Origin of the sequence: Streptomyces sp. ISL-100 (genome assembly GCF_018614615.1) — a bacterium.
In the GTDB taxonomy this organism is placed as follows: domain Bacteria; phylum Actinomycetota; class Actinomycetes; order Streptomycetales; family Streptomycetaceae; genus Streptomyces.
Window position 1 is genome coordinate 65,568 of record NZ_JAGGOK010000031.1, and the last position, 18,780, is coordinate 84,347.

General features: G+C 72.0%; 17 protein-coding genes and 1 pseudogene. 10 read left to right on the forward strand and 8 right to left on the reverse strand.

Features of this window, described 5'->3' with window-relative positions:
• Positions 1-18: 18 nt before the first annotated feature.
• Entirely contained in the window at positions 19-990 is a 972-nt protein-coding gene (locus J7E89_RS14345; protein WP_308315471.1) for a cation diffusion facilitator family transporter, read from the forward strand.
• Here the strand turns inward: J7E89_RS14345 and J7E89_RS14350 are convergent.
• Positions 962-2,482 carry a bifunctional phosphatase PAP2/diacylglycerol kinase family protein gene (locus J7E89_RS14350; RefSeq protein ID WP_214973489.1) on the reverse strand — a complete coding sequence of 507 codons (1,521 nt, stop codon included), beginning with the start codon at positions 2,480-2,482 and terminating at the stop codon, positions 962-964. The two genes, J7E89_RS14345 and J7E89_RS14350, sit on opposite strands and share 29 nt — an antisense overlap.
• A gap of 87 nt (positions 2,483-2,569) precedes the next feature.
• Positions 2,570-3,721 carry a Vms1/Ankzf1 family peptidyl-tRNA hydrolase gene (locus tag J7E89_RS14355; protein WP_214973490.1) on the reverse strand — a complete coding sequence of 384 codons (1,152 nt, stop codon included), beginning with the start codon at positions 3,719-3,721 and terminating at the stop codon, positions 2,570-2,572.
• A 55-nt stretch (positions 3,722-3,776) separates the two neighbouring features.
• Here J7E89_RS14355 and J7E89_RS14360 point away from each other — a divergent pair, with 55 nt between their 5' ends.
• Positions 3,777-4,361 carry a TIGR03086 family metal-binding protein gene (locus J7E89_RS14360; RefSeq protein ID WP_251060539.1) on the forward strand — a complete coding sequence of 195 codons (585 nt, stop codon included), beginning with the start codon at positions 3,777-3,779 and terminating at the stop codon, positions 4,359-4,361.
• Between the two features lie 14 nt (positions 4,362-4,375).
• On the opposite strand, the gene J7E89_RS14365 is transcribed toward J7E89_RS14360, so the two are convergent.
• Together J7E89_RS14365 and J7E89_RS14370 are read right to left on the reverse strand one after the other, a co-directional pair.
• The gene (locus J7E89_RS14365; protein WP_214973491.1) at positions 4,376-4,921 is read right to left on the reverse strand and encodes a type 1 glutamine amidotransferase domain-containing protein; all 546 of its coding nucleotides are present in this window, start codon (positions 4,919-4,921) and stop codon (positions 4,376-4,378) included.
• 45 nt (positions 4,922-4,966) lie between these two features.
• Entirely contained in the window at positions 4,967-5,404 is a 438-nt protein-coding gene (locus J7E89_RS14370) for a CBS domain-containing protein (RefSeq protein ID WP_214973492.1), read from the reverse strand.
• 312 nt (positions 5,405-5,716) lie between these two features.
• Between J7E89_RS14370 and J7E89_RS14375 the strand changes: the two genes are divergently transcribed.
• The gene (locus J7E89_RS14375) at positions 5,717-5,872 is read left to right on the forward strand and encodes a hypothetical protein (protein WP_214973493.1); all 156 of its coding nucleotides are present in this window, start codon (positions 5,717-5,719) and stop codon (positions 5,870-5,872) included.
• Positions 5,873-5,890: 18 nt separating this feature from the next.
• Here the strand turns inward: J7E89_RS14375 and J7E89_RS14380 are convergent, their stop codons facing one another.
• Positions 5,891-7,696: a thiamine pyrophosphate-requiring protein gene (locus J7E89_RS14380; RefSeq protein ID WP_214973494.1), complete on the reverse strand. Its 1,806-nt coding sequence runs from the start codon at positions 7,694-7,696 to the stop codon at positions 5,891-5,893.
• Positions 7,697-7,985: 289 nt separating this feature from the next.
• On the opposite strand from J7E89_RS14380, the gene J7E89_RS14385 reads away from it, so the two are divergent.
• Positions 7,986-8,780 carry an RNA polymerase sigma factor SigF gene (locus J7E89_RS14385; RefSeq protein WP_214973496.1) on the forward strand — a complete coding sequence of 265 codons (795 nt, stop codon included), beginning with the start codon at positions 7,986-7,988 and terminating at the stop codon, positions 8,778-8,780.
• Here the strand turns inward: J7E89_RS14385 and J7E89_RS14390 are convergent.
• Positions 8,728-9,939, reverse strand: a complete 1,212-nt coding sequence (locus J7E89_RS14390) for a PAS domain-containing protein (RefSeq protein ID WP_214973503.1) — start codon at positions 9,937-9,939, stop codon at positions 8,728-8,730. The genes J7E89_RS14385 and J7E89_RS14390 overlap by 53 nt on opposite strands.
• Before the next feature lie 75 nt (positions 9,940-10,014).
• Here J7E89_RS14390 and J7E89_RS14395 point away from each other — a divergent pair, with 75 nt between their 5' ends.
• From J7E89_RS14395 to J7E89_RS14410, 4 genes and pseudogenes are all read left to right on the forward strand, one after another.
• A complete protein-coding gene (locus J7E89_RS14395) occupies positions 10,015-10,722 on the forward strand; it encodes an ANTAR domain-containing response regulator (RefSeq protein WP_214973504.1) in 708 nt (235 codons plus the stop codon).
• A gap of 56 nt (positions 10,723-10,778) precedes the next feature.
• Positions 10,779-11,996 (forward strand): sulfite oxidase, encoded by a 1,218-nt coding sequence (locus tag J7E89_RS14400; RefSeq protein ID WP_214973505.1) that lies wholly within the window; start codon positions 10,779-10,781, stop codon positions 11,994-11,996.
• A 175-nt stretch (positions 11,997-12,171) separates the two neighbouring features.
• Positions 12,172-13,389, forward strand: coding sequence for an aminotransferase class I/II-fold pyridoxal phosphate-dependent enzyme (locus J7E89_RS14405; RefSeq protein WP_214973506.1), 1,218 nt, complete (start codon positions 12,172-12,174; stop codon positions 13,387-13,389).
• A gap of 315 nt (positions 13,390-13,704) precedes the next feature.
• Positions 13,705-14,519 (forward strand): annotated as a pseudogene (locus J7E89_RS14410) (MBL fold metallo-hydrolase).
• Here J7E89_RS14410 and J7E89_RS14415 read toward each other — a convergent pair.
• The gene (locus J7E89_RS14415; RefSeq protein WP_214973660.1) at positions 14,520-15,140 is read right to left on the reverse strand and encodes a DedA family protein; all 621 of its coding nucleotides are present in this window, start codon (positions 15,138-15,140) and stop codon (positions 14,520-14,522) included.
• Between the two features lie 26 nt (positions 15,141-15,166).
• Positions 15,167-15,946, reverse strand: coding sequence for an MBL fold metallo-hydrolase (locus tag J7E89_RS14420; RefSeq protein ID WP_214973508.1), 780 nt, complete (start codon positions 15,944-15,946; stop codon positions 15,167-15,169).
• A 131-nt stretch (positions 15,947-16,077) separates the two neighbouring features.
• Between J7E89_RS14420 and J7E89_RS14425 the strand changes: the two genes are divergently transcribed.
• A complete protein-coding gene (locus J7E89_RS14425; protein ID WP_214973509.1) occupies positions 16,078-16,494 on the forward strand; it encodes a hypothetical protein in 417 nt (138 codons plus the stop codon).
• A gap of 189 nt (positions 16,495-16,683) precedes the next feature.
• Complete coding sequence (locus tag J7E89_RS14430; protein WP_251060546.1) at positions 16,684-18,756, forward strand: alkaline phosphatase family protein; 2,073 nt, start codon at positions 16,684-16,686, stop codon at positions 18,754-18,756.
• Positions 18,757-18,780: the final 24 nt, after the last annotated feature.

Here is an 18,780-nt window from a genome sequence, read left to right on the forward strand (position 1 = left end):
AATACCCTGAGAGTTGATGTGACCGGAAAGCCCGACCGCAAGACCCGGATTACCGTCCTGGTGGCACTCGCCGCCAATCTCGTCATCGCCGCCGCCAAAACAGTCGGCGGACTGGCATCGGGATCGCCCGCCCTGCTCTCCGAGGCCGCGCACTCCGTAGCGGACAGCCTCAACGAGGTCTTCCTGCTCGCGTCCCTGCACCGCAGCCGCCGCCCGGCGGACCGCAAGCACCCCTTCGGGTACGGCAAGGAACGCTACTTCTGGGCCCTGCTCGCCGCCGTGGGCATCTTCATCATGGGCGGCTGCTTCTCCTTCTTCCAGGGCTTCGAAGCAGCCCGCGGCGCCACCGGCGAGGAGTCGCACACCGGTTACGTCGCCGGGCTCGCCGTCCTCGGTGTCGCCCTCCTCGCCGAGGGGGCCTCCCTGGCCCGCGCCCTCTACCAGGCGCGGCGCCAGCCGGGCACCGGACTGGGCCGCGACCCGGCCCTGCGCACGGTCGTCGCGGAGGACGGCACCGCCGTCGTCGGCGTGCTGCTCGCCGCGGCCGGCATGGTGCTCCACATGGTGACCGGGGACGTCGTTTACGAAGCGGTCGCGTCCTTCTCCATCGGCCTGCTGCTCGTGTACGTCGCCTACCGGCTCGGCCGCGACGCCAGGACCCAGCTCATCGGTGAGGCCGCCGACCCCGAACTGCGCGCGCGCATCCGTGCGCTCATCGAGGCTCAGCCGGAGATCGACAACGTCGCCGAGCTGCTGACGATGCAGCTCGGACTCGACTCCCTCCTGGTGGCCGCCCGCGTCGACTTGATGCCCGGCCTGGACAGCGAGGAGGTGGAGCTTGTCTGCGTACGCATCAAACGCTCCGTGAAAATGACCTGGCCGCGAGCCGACCACGTCTTTCTCGACGTCACCGAGGCCCCTTCCGAGGTCCCCACAGAGGTCGCGGAGGTCTCAGAGGTCTCTACAGAGGAAGCGGACGGTATACCGTGAGCGCCTCGCCGACCTTGTCGATGACCAACTCCCGCGGCGCCGGGGCAACTTCACCGTCGTACGCGAGCAGCGTGCCCGGCGCGAGATCCGAGATCCACACCTTGCGCAGCCGCTGGGCAGCGTGCACGGGCGAGCGGCTCAGCGGCCCCGCCAGCGCCGCCGCCAGCAGCCGCAGGCCCGGCAGCCGCCCGCCGTGCACCACGCGTACGTCGAGCAGCCCGTCGGCCAGGTCGAGGCGCCGGGCGGGGGTCGCGCCGAAGCGCTGGTACAGGCCGTTGCCCGCGAACAGCATCCACAGCGCGCGCCGACGCCCCTTGTGCTCCCCGATGTTGGCTACCAGCGGCCGCTCGCCGCGCAGCACCTCGGCCGCCGCCAGTACGCCGGCGGGCCAGCCGCCGATGCGCGGGGCCCAGCGTTCCCGGATCCGTACCAGCTCGGGATAGACGCCCAGGCTGAAGGTGTTGAGGAAATGACCCGGCTTGCCGCACGGCCCCGGTCCGGGCGTGAAGCGGCCCAGGTCCACCTTGACCGCGTCGCCGGACGCCAGGGCCCGGCAGGTGTCGTGGACTTCCTCGATTCCCAGGTCGTACGCGAAATGATTCAGCGTGCCGCCGGGGAACACGGCGAGCGGCACCCCGTGACGGACCGCGGCGACCGCGGCCTGGTTGACCGTGCCGTCCCCGCCGCAGATGCCGAGCGCCCGCCCCTGCTGCGCCGCCTTTTCCAGTTCGGCCGACAGCTCACCGGGCTCGCACTCGACGACGTGGGCGAGCGGCAGCGCGTCCCGTACGAGCGCCGCCGTGGCCACAGCCGAACCCGACTGTTTGTTGACCACGACGATCAGGTCCCTGCCGCCGGGCAGCGCGGGGGCTTCGGTGTACGGCCTCCCGGGGGTGGGGATCTGCGCCCGCGTCGGTACGACACCGCGCACCGCGAACGCCGCTCCCACACCCAGCGCCGCCCCGACCAGCACATCGCTCGGATAGTGCGCGCCCGTATAGATGCGGGAGAAGGCCACCGACGCCGCGACCGGGGCCACGACCGCACCCCACCCCCTGGACTCCAGCGCGACACCCGTCGCGAAGGCCGCGGCGGAGGCGGAGTGCCCGGAGGGGAAGGAGGTGGTGATCGGCTGGCGCTTGAGCTGCCGCATCAGCGGCACCGCGTCCAGGACGGGCCTTATCCGGCGTACCGAACGCTTCCCGATGGTGTTCACGGTGACCGACGCCAGCGCGAGCGAGGCGACACCGCGCACGGCGGCCCGGCGGGCGCGGGTGCTGCCGCCGAGGGCCGCGATCCCGGCAGCCGTGGCGAACCACAGCACACCGTGGTTCGCCCCGTGGCTCAGGCGCGGCAGGACGCGGTCCGCGCCCGGCCAGTGGTGGGTCGCCACGCCGTGGAAGAGCGCCCGGTCACGGGCGCTCAGCCAGGCGGCGATCCGCCCCGGCGCCCGGGGCGGGACATGCTTGTGTGCTGCGTGTGCGGAAGGCATGGCACGCGAGTACCCGCCGGAACGCCTCCCGAATCCGGCGGCCGAATCCAGCGGTCGAATCCGGCCCGTCCGGTGTTTGAGGACCGGCTATGTCCCGTCCGGCCGCGACCACCGCAGCAGCGCCCCCAGCCCGCCCGCGGGGCCGGCGATGTCCGGGGCGTCGTCGCCCGCCGGCGGGACCATGACCGCCTCGGCGCCGGTCATGGCGGCCGAGCGCAGCAGCGCATCGTCGGCGCGAGCGGTGTGCGGCTCGCGCTCACTCAGGTAGCGCGCGTCTGTACGGCGTACGGCCAGCTGGTCGGGCTCGTCGCCCACCCACACCTCGCGGGCGGCGTCGGGCCCGTCGGGGTCCACCAGCAGCTCGGAGATCCGGTGCTCACGCGCCGCGTCCACGAGCGCGGGCACCCCTTCGGCCGCGACGACGATGCCGCCGTCCACCGACGGGTCGCGCGCGGCGCGGAAGCGCTCCAGCTCGGCGGCGGCATGCCTGCGCGCGTGCTCCTGCCTGGCCCGTTCCACGTCCTCGTCCAGCAGCCTGGTGTCCGCCCCGGCCGACCGGCCGCCGTGGCCCGTTTCGATGGTCAGGGGCTGGAGCCGCTGCGGAAGCGCGTCGTGCACGGCGCGCCGCTCGCGCTCGTCGCCCGCCAGGACCACCAGTCCCGCGCGTGTCTCCTCCTGACAGGCACTCAGCGCCTCGGCGGTGTCGCGGGCGTTCTGCTCCCAGGTGTTCTCGACCTTCAGCTGGAAATGGCGTTCGGACCAGTCGTCACTCGCGGTGCGGTGCAGCGGCCACTCCTCACCGTGGATCTGTCCGGCGGGACGGCTGCCCAGGGTGGTGCGCAGCTCGAAGTCGGCGCCTTTGCGGTCGACGTACGCGACCAGGCAGACCGGTTCCTCGCCCGCGAGACCGAGCAGCGGGCCGACCCGCGGCAGCACGGACCAGCTGGTCACGGGGACCGGCGGGCGTATCGCCAGGGGCGGGTCCAGTACCACTTCGCCGCCGTGCGCGAAGACGGCGCGGCCCGCGGGCGCCGCACTGTGGGTGTACGAGGCCAGGGCGTCGTAGACGGCGTACCCCGTCGCCTCGTCGGCTCCCTGTTCCAGCAGGTCGCGGCAGGCCTGGCGGGCGTGGAGCTCGCGCCGTTCGGGAGTGGACTCGTCGACGGTGGAGGTATCGGCGTAGACCGAGGCCCACGGGCCGGCACGTTCGTACAGTGGGGTGAGGAATGAGAGGTCCATTGCTCCCTCCGGGATGTCTGGTAGGACGTGCACGGCGGGTACCCGAAGGTGAACCATGAACACCATGGACTCGAACCTGAACCCGCTCCTCAAGCGCCACAGCGAAGCGCTCGCCCTCTTCGGCGGCCACGTGCACGCCGTACGCGAGAACCAGTGGCAGGCGCAGACCCCCTGCACCGACTGGTCGGTGCGCGATCTCGTCAACCATCTGACCTTGGAACAGCTGTGGGTACCCCCGCTGGTGACCGAGCAGCGCACGATCGACGAGGTCGACATCGAAGGCGACGTGCTGGGCGACGACCCGATGGCCGCCTGGGACCGCGCGGCCGACGACGCGCGCGAAGCTCTCGCCGCGCCGGGGGCGCTGGAGCGGACGGTGGAGCTGTCGTACGGGAAGACCGCCTGCGCGGCGTACTGCGCGCAGATGGTCTCCGACCTCGTGGTGCACGCCTGGGACCTGGCGCGGGCGATCGGCGCTGACGAGCGGCTGCCCGAGGACCTCGTGAACTTCACGGTGCGCGAAGTGGGACCTTACTCCGCCGACCTGGAGAAGAGCGGTCTGTTCGCCGCTCCGGTGGAACCGCCCCCTGGAGCCGACGTACAGACCAAGCTGCTCGCTCTGCTGGGACGCCGTGTCTGACAGCCAGGGCTTGGCTAGGGCTTGGACGTGCGCGCGAACTCCTCCGTGAAGGTCGTGCAGAACGCCTTGAGGTCGTCGGGCTTGCGGCTGGTGATCAGCGTGGCGGGAGCCGCTTCGCAGACCTTCACCTGCTCGTCGACCCAGGTGCCGCCCGCGTTGCGGATGTCTGTACGCAGACTGGGCCATGAGGTCAGCGTCCTGCCGCGCACGACATCCGCCTCGACGAGCGTCCAGGGGCCGTGGCAGATGGACGCGACCGGCTTGCCCGCGTCGAAGAAGGCGCGTACGAACGCCACGGCCTTCTCGTCCATGCGCAGGAAGTCCGGGTTGGCGACGCCTCCGGGGAGTACCAGGCCGCCGTACTCCTCGACCGACGCGTCGCCGACCACCTGGTCGACGGGGAAGGTGTCCGCCTTGTCGAGGTGGTTGAAGGCCTGGACCTTGCCCGGTTTCGTGCAGACCAGCCGGGGTGTGTCACCCGTGTCGGTCACCGCCTGCCAGGGCTCGGTGAGTTCGACCTGCTCGACGCCCTTGGGCGCCACGAGAAACGCGATCCGCATCGTGCTCCCTTCCTGGAACTGTGTGCCGCGTGTGCTGTCGGTGCCTCAGGCGCCGGTCCCCGGCCCCGCGCTGGGTGCGGCCCGGCTGATGTCGGCGAGCGCCGACTGCGGGTCCTGGAACTCCGCGAGGTCGCCAATACTCACCACACCGAGCGGCCGGCCGTCCTCGACGACAGGGAGCCGCCTGACCGCGTGCTGCCGCATCAGGGTGACCGCCGTCGACACCTCGTCGTCCGGGCCGATGCACACCGGCGCCGGTGTGCATACGGACTGGGCGCTGACGGTGAGGGGATCGACGCCGTCCGCGACCGCGCGCAGCGCGATGTCCCGGTCGGTGAGCACACCTATCAGATGGTTGTCCTGCGCTACGAGCACATCACCGATGTCCTGCGCGCGCATCAGCTGCGCCGCTTCCACGAGCGAGGCGTCGGGCCGTACGGCTGCGACGCCTGCCGTCATCACTTCCCTCACGAACTGGGCCATGGCTGTCCGCCTCATCTCTTCACTCGCACTGCTGGCTACCGGCGCGGGTACCCGTCGCGCGGGTGGCAAACATCCGTCTGCGTGGGGTGTTTGAGGCGCGGGGGACGGGGGACTCGGTGCGCGGCTGAGCGGCCACTTGGGAAAAAGGGATGGATCTCCGGGCGCGTTCCCGCACCGCTTCGAACGGCGGCGGTGCGGGCCGCGCCCGGAGTGTTCGTTACGGCTCCCGGCGGCTTCCGACGGCTTCCGGGGTTTGCCCACCGCTGTGCTGGTCACCCGGCACGCAGGCCGTCCCAAGGAAGGACAGAGCCAATGGTGGGCTTAACCGTCCTGATCCCGGTACTCATTCCCGTTCTCATGCTGGGCGTGATCATCGCGCTCGGCCGCTACGAAGAGTTCATATTGCCGACGGAATTGCCGACGGAGGCGAAGGGCAATCGCCATCATCGCCACCGCCGGACAGGCTGAGTCGGACAGACTGAGTCCTCAGTCGTCCGCGCCGGGACGGGGGCTGCCCGGCAGGAACTCCTGGAGCTTCGACTTCAGGCCCTGCTTCATCACCGCAGCCCCCTCCGCGTCGCCCTTCAGCAGCGCCGAGGCCGTCGCCTCGATCTGGTCCCACGTCGCGTGCGGCGGGATCGGCGGCACCGACGGGTCGGTGACGAAGTCCAGTACGACCGGCCGGTCCGCCTCCAGTGCGGTCCGCCACGCGCTCTCCACCTGCTCCGGCTTCTCCACCCGGATCCCGGCGAGGCCGATGGACTCGGCGAACGCCGCGTACGGCACATCGGGGATCGACTGCGACGGCAGGAAGGACGGCGCGCCGCCCATCGCCCGCAGTTCCCAGGTCACCTGGTTCAGGTCCCGGTTGTTCCAGACGGCCACGATCAGCCGCGGGTCCTCCCACAGGTGCCGGTACTTCGCGACCGAGATCAGCTCCGCCATGCCGTTCATCTGCATCGCCCCGTCGCCGACGAGCGCGATCGCGGGACGGTTCGGATGCGCGAACTTCGCCCCGATCGCGTACGGCACACCGCACCCCATCGTCGCCAGCGTCCCCGACAGCGACGCCCGCATGTCGCCGCGCAGCCGCACGTGGCGCGCGAACCAGTTGGTGGCCGAGCCCGAGTCGGCCGTCACCATCGCGTGGTCCGGCAGCAGCCGGGACAGCTCCGCCGCCACCTTCTCCGGATTGACCGGATCGGCGGACAGCGAGGCCCGCCGCTCCATGACCTCCGTCCACCGCTCGACGCTCGCGCAGATCTCGTCGAACCAGTCCCGCGACTCCTGGCGCCGGAGCAGCGGGATGAGTTCGCGCAGCGTCGCCCGTGCGTCGCCGACCAGGTTCACCTCGTACGGGTAGCGCATCCCGATCATGTGCGGATCGATGTCGATCTGCACGGCCCGCGCCTTGCCGAACTCCGGCAGGAACTGCGAGTACGGGAAGCTGGAGCCGATCGTCAGCAGCGTGTCGCAGTCCCGCATCATCTCGTACGACGGACGAGTGCCCAGTAGCCCGATCGAGCCCGTGACGTACGGCAGCTCGTCGGACAGCACGTCCTTGCCGAGCAGCGCCTTCGCGACGCCCGCGCCCAGCAGTTCCGCCACCTCCGCGACCTCGGCGCGCGCCCCCGCGGCGCCCTGACCGGCCAGGATCGCCACCTTGTCGCCGGCGTTGAGCACGTCCGCCGCCCGCCGCAGCGCGTCCGGCGAGGGCATCGCCGTCCAGCTGCTGCGGTCCAGGCTCGAAGGGACCATCTTGAAGGCGTGCGGCGGCGGTGTGTACTCCAGCTCCTGCACATCCGCCGGCACGATGACCGCTGTGGGACAGCGCCGGGCGTACGCCGTACGGATCGCCCGGTCCAGTACGTTCGGCAGCTGCTCCGGCACGGTCACCGTCTCCACGAAGTCGGAGGCGACGTCCTTGAACAGTGCGTGCAGATCGACCTCCTGCTGGTACGAGCCGCCCATCGCGCTGCGCGCGGTCTGGCCGACGATGGCCAGCACCGGCACATGGTCGAGTTTGGCGTCGTACAGGCCATTGAGGAGGTGGATCGCACCGGGCCCGGACGTCGCGGCGCACACCCCGAGCCGGTTCCCGAACTTCGCGTATCCGACCGCTTGGAACGCGGACATCTCCTCGTGCCGGGACTGGATGAAACGCGGCTGGTCGTCGGCGCGCCCCCACGCCGCCAGCAAGCCGTTGATGCCGTCACCCGGATAGCCGAACACGCACTCGACTCCCCACTCGCGCAGGCGCGACAGGATCCGGTCGGCAACGTCGGTGCTCATATGAAGGCCTCCAGAGGTGCGTGCGGTGTGTGCGGTGTGTGCGGTGACGCCGGTTAAAGGCAGCACTGTGCCGAGTACCAGGCACGCGGTGATGGAAACCGGCCACCCGTGAACCTGACCCGTTTGGCGTGCGGGAGGCGGGGCACGAGTCCCATGTGCTTCGGACCGGAGGCACGTCCGTGGGAGCGGTGGTTTGCGCTCCGGGCGTGTCATGTCCCGGTGCCCCGGCAAGCCCTCCCCACGGTGACATCCGTCCGCCGTCTGCACCGTTCAGGGAGTTGCAACGAACATGCGTACCACCACCGTTCGCAGGACGCACCCGCACAACGACGCCCCCGACACCACCGAGTCCTTCCGCCGCCTGTGCGCCATGCCCGAGGGTGAGGAACGGGACGCCGTACGCCAGGAGATCGTGAACGCGTGGCTGCCGATGGCCGACCGGCTCGCGGGCCGGTTCCGCAACCGCGGCGAGGCCATCGAAGACCTGCGCCAGGTGGCCGCGCTCGGCCTGGTCAAGGCCGTCGACCGGTACGACCCGGACCACGGCTCGGCCTTCGAGAGCTACGCCGTGCCGACCATCACCGGTGAGATCAAGCGGCACTTCCGCGACCACATGTGGACACTCCACGTGCCGCGCCGCGTCCAGGACCTCCGCAACCGCGTCCGCGCCGCCAGTCAGGAGCTGTCCGCGACCGTGTCGGGCCGTGCCCCCACCGTCGCGGAGATCGCCGAGAAGGCCGGCATGACCGAGGAGGAAGCCCTCAGCGGGCTGGAGGCGTTCGACTCCTTCACCGCGCTGTCCCTGGACGCCCAGCTACCGGGTTCGGGCGACGGCTACTCACTCAGCGACGCCCTCGGCGGACCCGACGGCGCGCTCGACGTCGTGGTGGACCGCGAGGCCGTCAAGCCGGCCCTCAACCGGCTTCCCGACCGCGAGAAGAAGATCCTCTACATGCGCTTCTTCCGCGACATGACGCAGAGCAGCATCGCCGAGGACCTCGGACTCTCCCAGATGCACGTTTCCCGGCTGATCAGCCGCTGCTGTACCCGCCTGCGCGACGAGGCCCTGCGGGACGCCGCATAGCGAGCGCCGCGTGGCGTGACATCAGGTCCATGACCTGGCCCTCCGCCATGGAGAACGCCCGCCGGGCCCCCGTACGGAAAAGGGTGAGCACCCCCTGTACGGGCCCGGTGGTCCCGGCGGCGTCGACGCCCGGCGCCGTCAGCGGCACGCACAGCAGTGAGGTGACGTCCGCCCGTACGAGCACCGGATCGCCCGCCGGGTCGCGGCCGAAGCCGTCCGTGTCCTCCGGCCGCACCTGGAGGGACGCGGAGCCGCCGCGCGCGGCCTCCATCACCAGGGGGCAGTCGGCCGGGTCCTGCCCGGCCAGTACCTGCGCGAGCGCCTCGTCTCCCGGGGAGGCGTCGGACCCGAGCACCAGCGTGCGCTTGAGCGGCTTCCCGGCGACGGCGTCGGCGACCACCCAGTCGGCGAACCGCCCGTGCAGGATCCGCGCCGCGGCCCCCAGAGCCGCCTCCTGGTCCCCGGGCGCGACGGACAGCAGCTCCGTCGTCATCGCGTCGACGAGGTCGAGAAGCTCCGTGTGCCGGGTCGTCTCGGACAGATCCGGCACCGCCCGCCGGCCCGCCGCGACGGCCCCCGGAGGCGGATACGCGCCGGTGGAGGCCCCGGACTGGAAGACGACGAGCACCGCCGGATGCGGTTCGTCCGGCGGGCGCAGCGGGGTCAGGGTGGCCAGCAGCCGTTCCTCCGGTCGCTGCTGGAGGTGGACGGTCAGGCTCCGGTCGCCCTCGCCGCGCGCCACGGCCGCGGCCTGCGAACGGAACGCGGCTCGGTCCCCGGGGCTCAGCAGGGCCGCCAGCGGGCGCCCCGTCGCATATCCGGCGCGTACGCCGGTGAGACCCGTCGCGGCGAAGTTCATCCGCTGTACGACGGTGTCCCTGTCCACCAGCGCCACCGGCATTGGCAGCCGCTGGAACAGGGCCTTGAGCAGCTGCCGCTCCTGTCGCTCCTGCCGGTCGGGGGAGGAGGCGTTCGGGGCCGCTGCCTTCAGTTGCTCGTACCGGGGCCACAAAGTGTCGGCCACGTGCCGGAGTTCGAAGAGCGCCGCATCCAGGACGGCGAGGTGCTCGTCCGGCGGCAGGGCGCGGGCTGTTCTCAATTCGCCGACCCGTCTGACGAAATCCGCCAGTTCTGCGCCGAAGTCGTCCGTCTGCGTCATACGAGAAAGCTAACCGGTCCAGCGGTTTTGCGGACCGGGAGGTGGGAAGCCGCACAAGGAAGGGAGGACGCCACCATGCTCTCCGAGCAGGAAGTGCAAGGACCGGAACCCGATTCAGCTGTGCGCAGGCTGTCCGAGCTGGCGGAACAGTCCGCACGCTGCGCCCCCGCCAGCTGCGGCGCCGTGGCGACGATCACCGACGGTGGCACGGAGCGCCGCACCACCGCGACCCATCCCGACCTGGACGCATTGGCCTCGGTCCAGCTCGCCGTGGGCGACGGACCGATCCCGACCGCGCTCGACCGTGGCGAACCCGTGGACGCGGAAGACCTGCTGAACGAGGAACGGTGGCCCCAGTACCGGGCCCTGGCGCTTGATTCCGGCGTACGGGCCAGCGTGACCATCCCCTTCTGCCGCACCGGCATCGAAGTCACCGTCAGTCTCTACAGTTTCCGCCCCGGCTCGCTGGAGCGCGCGGCGTACGGCCCGGTGGGCGTCCTGGGCGAGGAGGTGACCGCCGGCCTGGTCCGCGACCGGCGCTACCGCGAGGCCCTCACCGAGGTCGACCAGCTGGAGACGGCGCTGCGCTCGCGCGCCGCCATCGACCAGGCCAGCGGCATCGTGATGCATGTGCTGCGCTGCGGCAGCGATGAGGCGTTCGCGGTGCTGCGGCAGATCTCGCAGCGGTCGAACCGCAAGCTGGCGGAGGTCGCGGAAGCGGTCGTCGAGGGCAAGGGGCGTGGCCTGGAAAGCACTCTGGCCCGGCTCGCGGGACGCCTCTAGGATCACCCGTCCCTGTCTTCTCGTCTTCTGGCGACGGACGCGTGAGGAGTTCCGCGATGAGCACTGCGACGACCCCTGGGCCCGACCGCTCCAGACTCGGCCAAGTGGGCCGCCGCGACCTGCTGAAAGTGCTCGCCGCGGCCCCGGTCGCGGCGCAGTGGGCCGCCGCCGGGCCCGCCGCGGCCTCCGTGTCGCCCGGCATCGTGAAACCGCTGCCGCCGGAACTCTTCACGATCCGTGGCACCAACGCCGAGACGAAAGTCAGCGCTTTCGCCGGGACCGGCCGGCTCACCCCCGCCGACCGTTTCTTCGTACGCAACCACACCTCCACACCGCGGCTCGGGGAGTCGGACTGGAAGCTGACCGTGTGGGGGAGCGGGCTCGGCGGCGGCCGCCCGGTCCATTTCACGTACGGGCAACTGCGCTCCCTGCCCCCGGTCACCCGCACCGCCTTCCTCGAATGCGCGGGCAACGGCCGCAACTACTTCGCCACCCAGCAGGGCCGGCCCGTCATCGGGACCCCCTGGACCCTCGGCGCGATCGGCGTCGCCCGCTGGCGCGGGGTGCGGTTGGCGGACGTATTACGGCTCGCCGGCATCACCGACCGCGCGGTCGACGTGATGCCGCGCGGCCTGGACGACGACTTCGTCGCCGGCGGCGTCAACCTCGGCAGGCCACGCAAACCGCTCCCGGTCGCCAAGGCCATGAACGACGTGATCCTGGCATACGAGATGAACGGCGAACCTCTCCCGTACGACCACGGCTTCCCGGTACGGGTGGTCGCTCCTTCCTGGGTCGGGATCGCGTCGATCAAGTGGCTGGGCGACCTCGAGGTGAGCGATACGCCGCTGTCCTCGCCGTGGACCACGCAGTTCTACCGGCTGTTCGGCGAGGCGTATCCGCCGGAGGGCAGCGTCCCGCTCACCCGGCAGACGATCAAAAGTACGTTCGAGTTGGCGGAGGGGGCGGTCTTCGAGGCGAGCCGGATCCACCACCTGACCGGCCGCTCCTGGTCGGCGGCCGGGGCCGTGCGGAGGGTGGAGGTCAGCACGGACGGCGGGGCGCACTGGCGCCCCGCGAAGCTCCGCGACACCCCGCACCGGGACAGCTGGGTGCGCTGGTCGGCCGACTGGCGCCCGCGCCATGCGGGCCCGGCGGAACTCCTGGCCCGTGCGACGGACACGGCCGGCAACACGCAGCCACTGGCCTCTGTGCACAACACCCAGGGCTACCTGTTCGACGCGGTCGTCCGACACGGGGTCACCGTGCGGTGAGCGGTGCGCTTCACGGTGCCGCCCGCTCGCGCGAGGCAAAATCAAGCCCGTCCGGCGTTTGAGGACCGGGGGACGGGGTGGAGCCCCGGGTGGAGGGCGTCCCGGGAGCGGCGTTACTGAACCACCCGTATAACCGTATACAGGGCGGCGAGCCGATCGGCGTGGAGGTGACCGCATGCAGCGGACGGGCGAGGAAGGCCGCGGCCAGGTCCGGTACGGGCCGCCCGCCCCCGCCCCCGGCCTGCCCGTACTGCCCGAGCTGTCCGCCGTCCTGGCCGCCGCGGCCGGCCGCACCCACGCCGAGCCCCCCGGCGGCGGGCACGCCCTGCGCGGGGCCGCCGCCGCGTACTGGTGGCGGCGCGGGCTGCACGTCGAGGCGCGGTGCGTCGCCGCCGCCTCCGGCGCCCAGCCGCTGCTGTTCGCCCTGATGGCGGCCGTCGGCGGCGACGTCATGCTGCCCCGGCCCTGCCCCGCCTGGTGGGTGCCGCAGGCCACGATGCTGGGCCGCGCCGCCTACCACGTGCCCACCCCGGCCGAGTGCGGCGGCGTACCCGATCCGTTCGCGCTGCTCGAGACCGTACGGCGGGTCCGCGACGAGGGCGGCGACCCGCGCCTCCTCCTGCTCTGCGTCCCCGACGATCCGACCGCCACCGTCCCCCCGCCCGAACTCGTGCACGAGGTCTGCGAGGCGGCGGTCTCCGAGGGCCTGCACATCATCAGCGACGAGACCTGGGGCGACACCCTGCACCGGCCGCAGGAGACGGTGTTCGTCAGCCCCGCCGAGATGTTCCCCGGCCAGGTGACCGTCCTGGTCGACCTGGCCGGGGCGTACACACCGGCGAGCTGGCCCGTCGCCGTCGCCCGCTGCCCCCTCACCACACAGGGCGCCGCACTGCACGACAGGACCCTCGACCTGCTGACCGCCATCGGCGCCGTCGTGCCGGGGCCCGTGGCCGAGGCCGCGACGTACGCCCTCGGCGAGCCGGAGCCCGTCGCCGTCAGGCTCCGGACCGCCGCCGCGCTGCACGCGCGCGTCGCCGCCGCCGCGCACCGCACGGTCCTCGCCGCCGGCGCGCTGGCCCGCCCGCCGCAGGCCGGCCGGCACCTGTACGCCGACCTCGGACCGCTGCGCGCCGGCCTCGCCGCCCGCGAGGTCACCGACTCCCTGGAGCTGGAGGGGTACTTGAGCGCACGGCTCGGCGCACCCGTCCCCGGCGGCCACCGCTTCGGCGATGAAATGGCCGCGCTGCGCGTGCGGATCGCGACTGCTTCCCTGCTCGGAGCAACCCCGGAGCAGCGTCTGGAGTCCCTCACGTCAGCACAGCCCCTGGAATTGCTGCACGTGGCCCGAGCGTTGAGCACGTTCGAAACGGCCTTCGACGAACTTCGCTGACCCGACGCCTGATCGCATCGGCATACGCCACCGAACGGAGCCCCCTCGATGACGGAGACGCAGCAGCAGACCGAGGAGCAGACCGGCCGGCAGACCGAGTCGCAGACCGGCCGGCAGGCCGAGTTGCGGACGGAACGCTCCCTCGCCGCCCCCGGAACGCTCGCTCCGCCCCGCCCCCTCGGCGAAATCCGCACCTGGCCCCGGTCGTTCGCCGACCGCCTCACCACCCCGCTGCCCGGCGTCAAAGCCTTCGCCAGGCTCGCCCGCGAGGGAGCCCTGCGCCCGGGACCCGAGGGCCTGCGTGACATCGCACTCGTGCCCTACGAACCCGCCCCACTGCCCGCCGCGGACGTCTCCACCCTCGCTGTCACCTGGGCGGGCCACGCCAGTTGGGTCGTACGCACAGGCGGGCTCACCATCCTCACCGACCCCGTCTGGTCACAGAAGATCCTCGGTACGCCCGCCCGCGTCACGCCCGTCGGAGTCCGCTGGGAGGACCTGCCGCAGATCGACGCCGTCGTCATCAGCCACAACCACTACGACCACCTTGACGCCCCCACTCTCAAGCGCCTCCCGCACGACACGCCGCTCTTCGTCCCGGCCGGACTGGCCCGCTGGTGCCGGCGCCGGGGCTTCACCCGGGTCACCGAGCTCGACTGGTGGGAAGGCGCCGAACTGGGCTGTGTCCGCTTCGACTTCGTTCCCCCCACCACTGGAGCAAGCGCTCCCTGACCGACACCTGCCGCTCGCTGTGGGGCGGTTGGGTGATCAGCGACCAACAGGGCTATGGGCAGCGGCTGTACTTCGCCGGCGACACCGGCTACGGCCACTGGTTCAAGGAGATCGGCGCCCGCTATCCGGGTATCGACCTGGCGCTGCTCCCCATCGGCGCGTACGAGCCCCGCTGGTGGCTCAGCGACGTACACGCGGATCCGGAGGAGGCCGTGCAGGCGTGCGAGGATCTCGGCGCGGCGCGGATGGCCCCGATGCACTGGGGGACGTTCGTGCTCTCGGCCGAGCCGGTCCTGGAGCCGCTGACCCGGGTACGAACGGCCTGGCAGAAGGCGGGGCGACTGCGCGAGCGGCTGTGGGATCTGCCGATCGGCGGCTCGCGCGTACTGAGCGTGTAGCTACGCGCCCCGCAGCCTCCGCCACACCGTCGGCGCCCCGCTGATCAGCAGCGTCAGCGCCACCGCCGCCACCACGCCCTGCCACGGCTCGGGGAAGAGGGAGCCGCCGAGGATGCCGATCAGCTGGTACGCCGCCGCCCAGGCCAGGCACGCCGGTACGTCGCCCCGCGCGAAGCGGTGCATCGGCATCTTCGACAGCAGGCACGCGACCATCACCGGGATCCGGCCGGCCGGCACGAGCCGGGAGAGCACCAGAACCCGCGACCCGTGCTCGTGGAGTCCGCGCCGCGCCTGCTCAAGACGCTCGGGCGTCGCCCGACCGCGCAGCGCCTCCAGCCGGCGCGAGCCGTTCCTCGAGCGGACTCCGCGCAGGCCGATCCAGTACAGACCTGTGTCGCCGAGGAACGCGGCGGACGACGCCAGCGCGAAGACGACCAGCAACGCGAGCGGGTCGCTGTGGTGGAAGGCCACCACAGCCGCCGTACTCACCAGCGCCCCCGTCGGCACCACCGGCACCAGGGATCCCAGCACCACCAGCAGGAACAGCGCCGGATAGCCGACCGCCTGCTGAGCCGACTCCGCAGGCACTTGGTCCACCACGTCCTGCGCCGTCTGTATCAGCGACGTCTGTATCAGCGGGGCATGGCTCACCGGCAGGCCTCCGGCCGGACACTCTCGCCGTGCCCGAGCCGGTGCACGGCCACGTCCGGTGCGATCCGCGCCGCCTGCCGTACGAACTCGTCGCCCGGCGAGTGGAACTCGTGCGGCCTGACCCCGTCCATCCCGATCGGCCAGTACGTCCCGTAGTGCACCGGCACGGCCGCGCGCGGCGCGATCCGCGCGAGCGCCTGCGCCGCCCGGCGCGCGTCCAGATGCCCGTGCCCCAGGAAGGGCCCCCAGCCGCCGACCGGCAGCAGAGCCACGTCGACGGGCCCGACGGCGTCGGCCATGTCGTCGAAGAGCCCGGTGTCCCCGGCGAAGTACGTACGGGCCTCACCCGTGACGACGTATCCGAGCGCGGGGGCGTGATGCGGCCCGAACGGCAGCCGCCGCCCGTCGTGCAGCGCCGGAACCGCCCGTACGAACAGATCCTTCACCCGTACCTCGTCGCCCGGCTCCACCTCGGTGACGCGCAGCCCCTGCCCGGAGAGCCTGCGCAGGCCGGGCACGGCCCGCGGGGCGCCGCGCGGCACGATCAGTGCGGTGCCGGGCGCGAGGCGGCCCAGCGACGGCAGATGCAGGTGGTCGTTGTGCAGGTGCGAGACGAGCACGGCGTCGGCCTCGGCGGCCTCGGGCGGCGGCAGCGCACCGCGCCTGCGGCGCAGATGGGCGAGGCGCCGCGTGAAGAGGGGGTCGGTCAGCACCCGGGTCCCGGAGTCCGCGACGGTGCAGGTGGCGTGACCCCACCAGGTGATCTCCACCGTCACGAACGGCCTCCTCGTCGTCGCCGGGGGCGCCCCCTGTACGAGCGTAGGCCGGAGCGCGCCTCATTGCGCCTCCTCCCCGTGACGCGATCGGAGTAAGGTCGGCGGCGACAGCTATCGCAGGGGGGCGAGTCATGGACGACGTACGAGACGACGTACGAGTGGCGGCCATCGCCAGCCTGACTCCGCTCGAAGAGCTCGACAGCGATCCGTTCCTGGTGGACACCCGCAGCCAGCAGGCGATGTGCGCGCGCTGGGCCGCCGACAAGGGTTACGTCGTCACACGGCAGCTGATCTTCTACGCGATGGCCCCGGACCACCGCGCACTGTGGGCGGACGTCGAGGCGGGCACGGTGGATGTCTTCGTCGCGCCCAACGAGCGCGTGCTGGAGCGGGCCCTGACGTCCGTGCCGGAATTCTCCGCGGAATGCGAGCGCCGGGGCGTACGCCTGGAGACGGCGGGCCTCGACGAGCCCACGTACACCGCGGCCATGAAGGCCAGCGTGCACCGGAGACTGTCGATGCCGACGGCCGGCTATGACGGCTGCTGAGCTTGTCTGACTGTTTCTGACCGCTCAGTCTTTTTCTGTCGCTGCCGCGGCTCGGGCACTTTGCCCCGCTGTGCCACGCTGGAAGGAAGCGGGCCCCAGGTTCGGCCCGGGACGTGAGGTGGGGACGGCGTGGTCCGACGGCGATGGCGCAGCGCGGGCAGCGCCCTGCTGCGCGTGGTCACGGTATGGATGGTGTCGACGCTCACGATGCTGGCGCTCGCCGGCATCCTGCCGGACTTCCAGCTCAAGGCCGACGACGGCGACAGCATCACCCGCGTCGCGCTCACCGCTGTCTGGGGCGCGGGCGCGTTCGGGCTGCTGGGCGCCTTGGTGTGGCCCCTGGCCGTACGGGCGCTGCTGCTCGTACCCGTACTCGTACTCGGCCTGCTCGTCTTCTTCCTCAACGGCTCGCTTCTGCTCATCGCGCTCAGCCTCATCCCCGACGGGCGCGGCGAGGCCGAGCCCGAGACCGCGGTGGTCGTCGCCGCCGTCATGTCCGCCGTCGCCTCGGCGACCTCCGGAGCCCTCGCGGTACGCGATGACACCGCGTACCGGCGCAGGCTCTACCGACTCGCCCACCGCCGTCACAGACGGGGCGGCGACGACGGACGCAACGGACTGCCCGGCACGCTGTTCCTGCAACTCGACGGCGTCGGCCACGAAGCGCTGCTCCAGGCGGTCGCCGACGGACTGATGCCGACCGTCGCGGCGTGGCTCGACGGCGACGACCCCACGCACCGGCTGACCCCGTGGCGTACCGACTGGTCCAGCCAGACCGGCGCCAGCCAGCTCGGCATACTCCACGGCTCCAACCACGACGTCCCGGCTTTCCGCTGGTACGAGAAGGAGACCCGCGAGGTCGTCGTCTCCAGCCGCCCGGCGAGCGCGGCCCTCATGCAGCGCCGCGCGATCGCCCGTACGGGAGACGGCGGACTGCTCGCCTTCGACGGCGCGAGCCGCGGCAATCTCTTCAGCGGCGGCGCCGACCAGCTCGCCCTCGTCCTGTCGATCACCGCCCGGCGCGGCCGGTCCACCCGGTCCCGGGCCGGTTACTTCGCGTACTTCTCCGACCCGGCCAACGCCGTACGTACCGCCGTCTCCTTCGTCGCGGAAGTCGCCCGGGAGATCGGCCAGTCCACGCGCGCACGGCTGCGCGGCGACAGCCCCCGGGTGAAGCGGGGCGGGCTCTACCCCTTCATCCGGGCCTTCGCGACCGTCGTGCAGCGGGACGTGGTGGTCGCGTCGGTGCTCGGCGACATGCTCGCCGGACGCACCGCCATCTATGCCGACCTGGTCGCGTACGACGAAGTGGCGCACCACTCGGGTCCGCACAGCACGGACGCGCTGAAGGTCCTGGAGCGGCTCGACCGGTCGCTGGAGCTGATCGCCAAGGTCGCCGAGCACGCCCCGCGCGCGTACCGGATCGTGCTCCTGTCCGACCACGGGCAAAGCCCGGGGGAGACCTTCAAGGCCGCGTACGGGCTCACCCTCTCCAACCTCGTCAGGGCGGGGTGCGGGCTGCCCGTCCCGCGCCGCGCGGAGGGTACCACCAGTGCCTCGGAGGCGCGCGACGCCGTACGTACCGCGCTGCACCGGCCGGTGCCCGACGACGAGGAGGAGCCCGAGCACCCGGAGCCCGTCACCGACCCGGTCGTGCTGGCGTCGGGCAATCTGGGGCTGATCTCCTTCCCCGACGCGGCGGGGCGGGCGACGCGCGAGCAGATCGACCGCCACCATCCGGCGCTGCTGGCGACGCTCGCCAATCACCCCGGCATCGGCTTCCTGCTCGTGCGGAGCGAGGAGCACGGCGCACTGGTGCTGGGGGCGGACGGCGCCGAACTGCGGCTGGACGGCAACGGTACGGGTGATACGGGGCTGCTCGCGGCGTTCGGGAAGGGCGCCGCCGACGCCGTGCGCAGGACCTCCGGCTTCCCGCACGTCGCCGACATCATGGTCAACTCCTGGCACGATCCCGAGACCGGCCGTGTGCACGCCTTCGAGGAGCAGATCGGCTCGCACGGTGGCCTCGGCGGCGAACAGGCCCGCCCGTTCCTCCTCTCCCCGTACGTTCTCTCCGCGCCCGTCCCCGACGGGGAGGAGCTGGCCGGCGCGGAGCAGGTGCACCGGGTGCTGCGGCGGTGGCTGCGCGAGAGCCAGGGGCCGCAGGTGCCGCTGGTGGCGGCGGAGGATTCCCCGCCAGAAGTGGAAGCGGAAGGGTCTTTTCCAGTTGGCGATGGCGCCGTACAGGATAAATCCGCCTGATGTGGTGCACCGTTCCCCGTACGG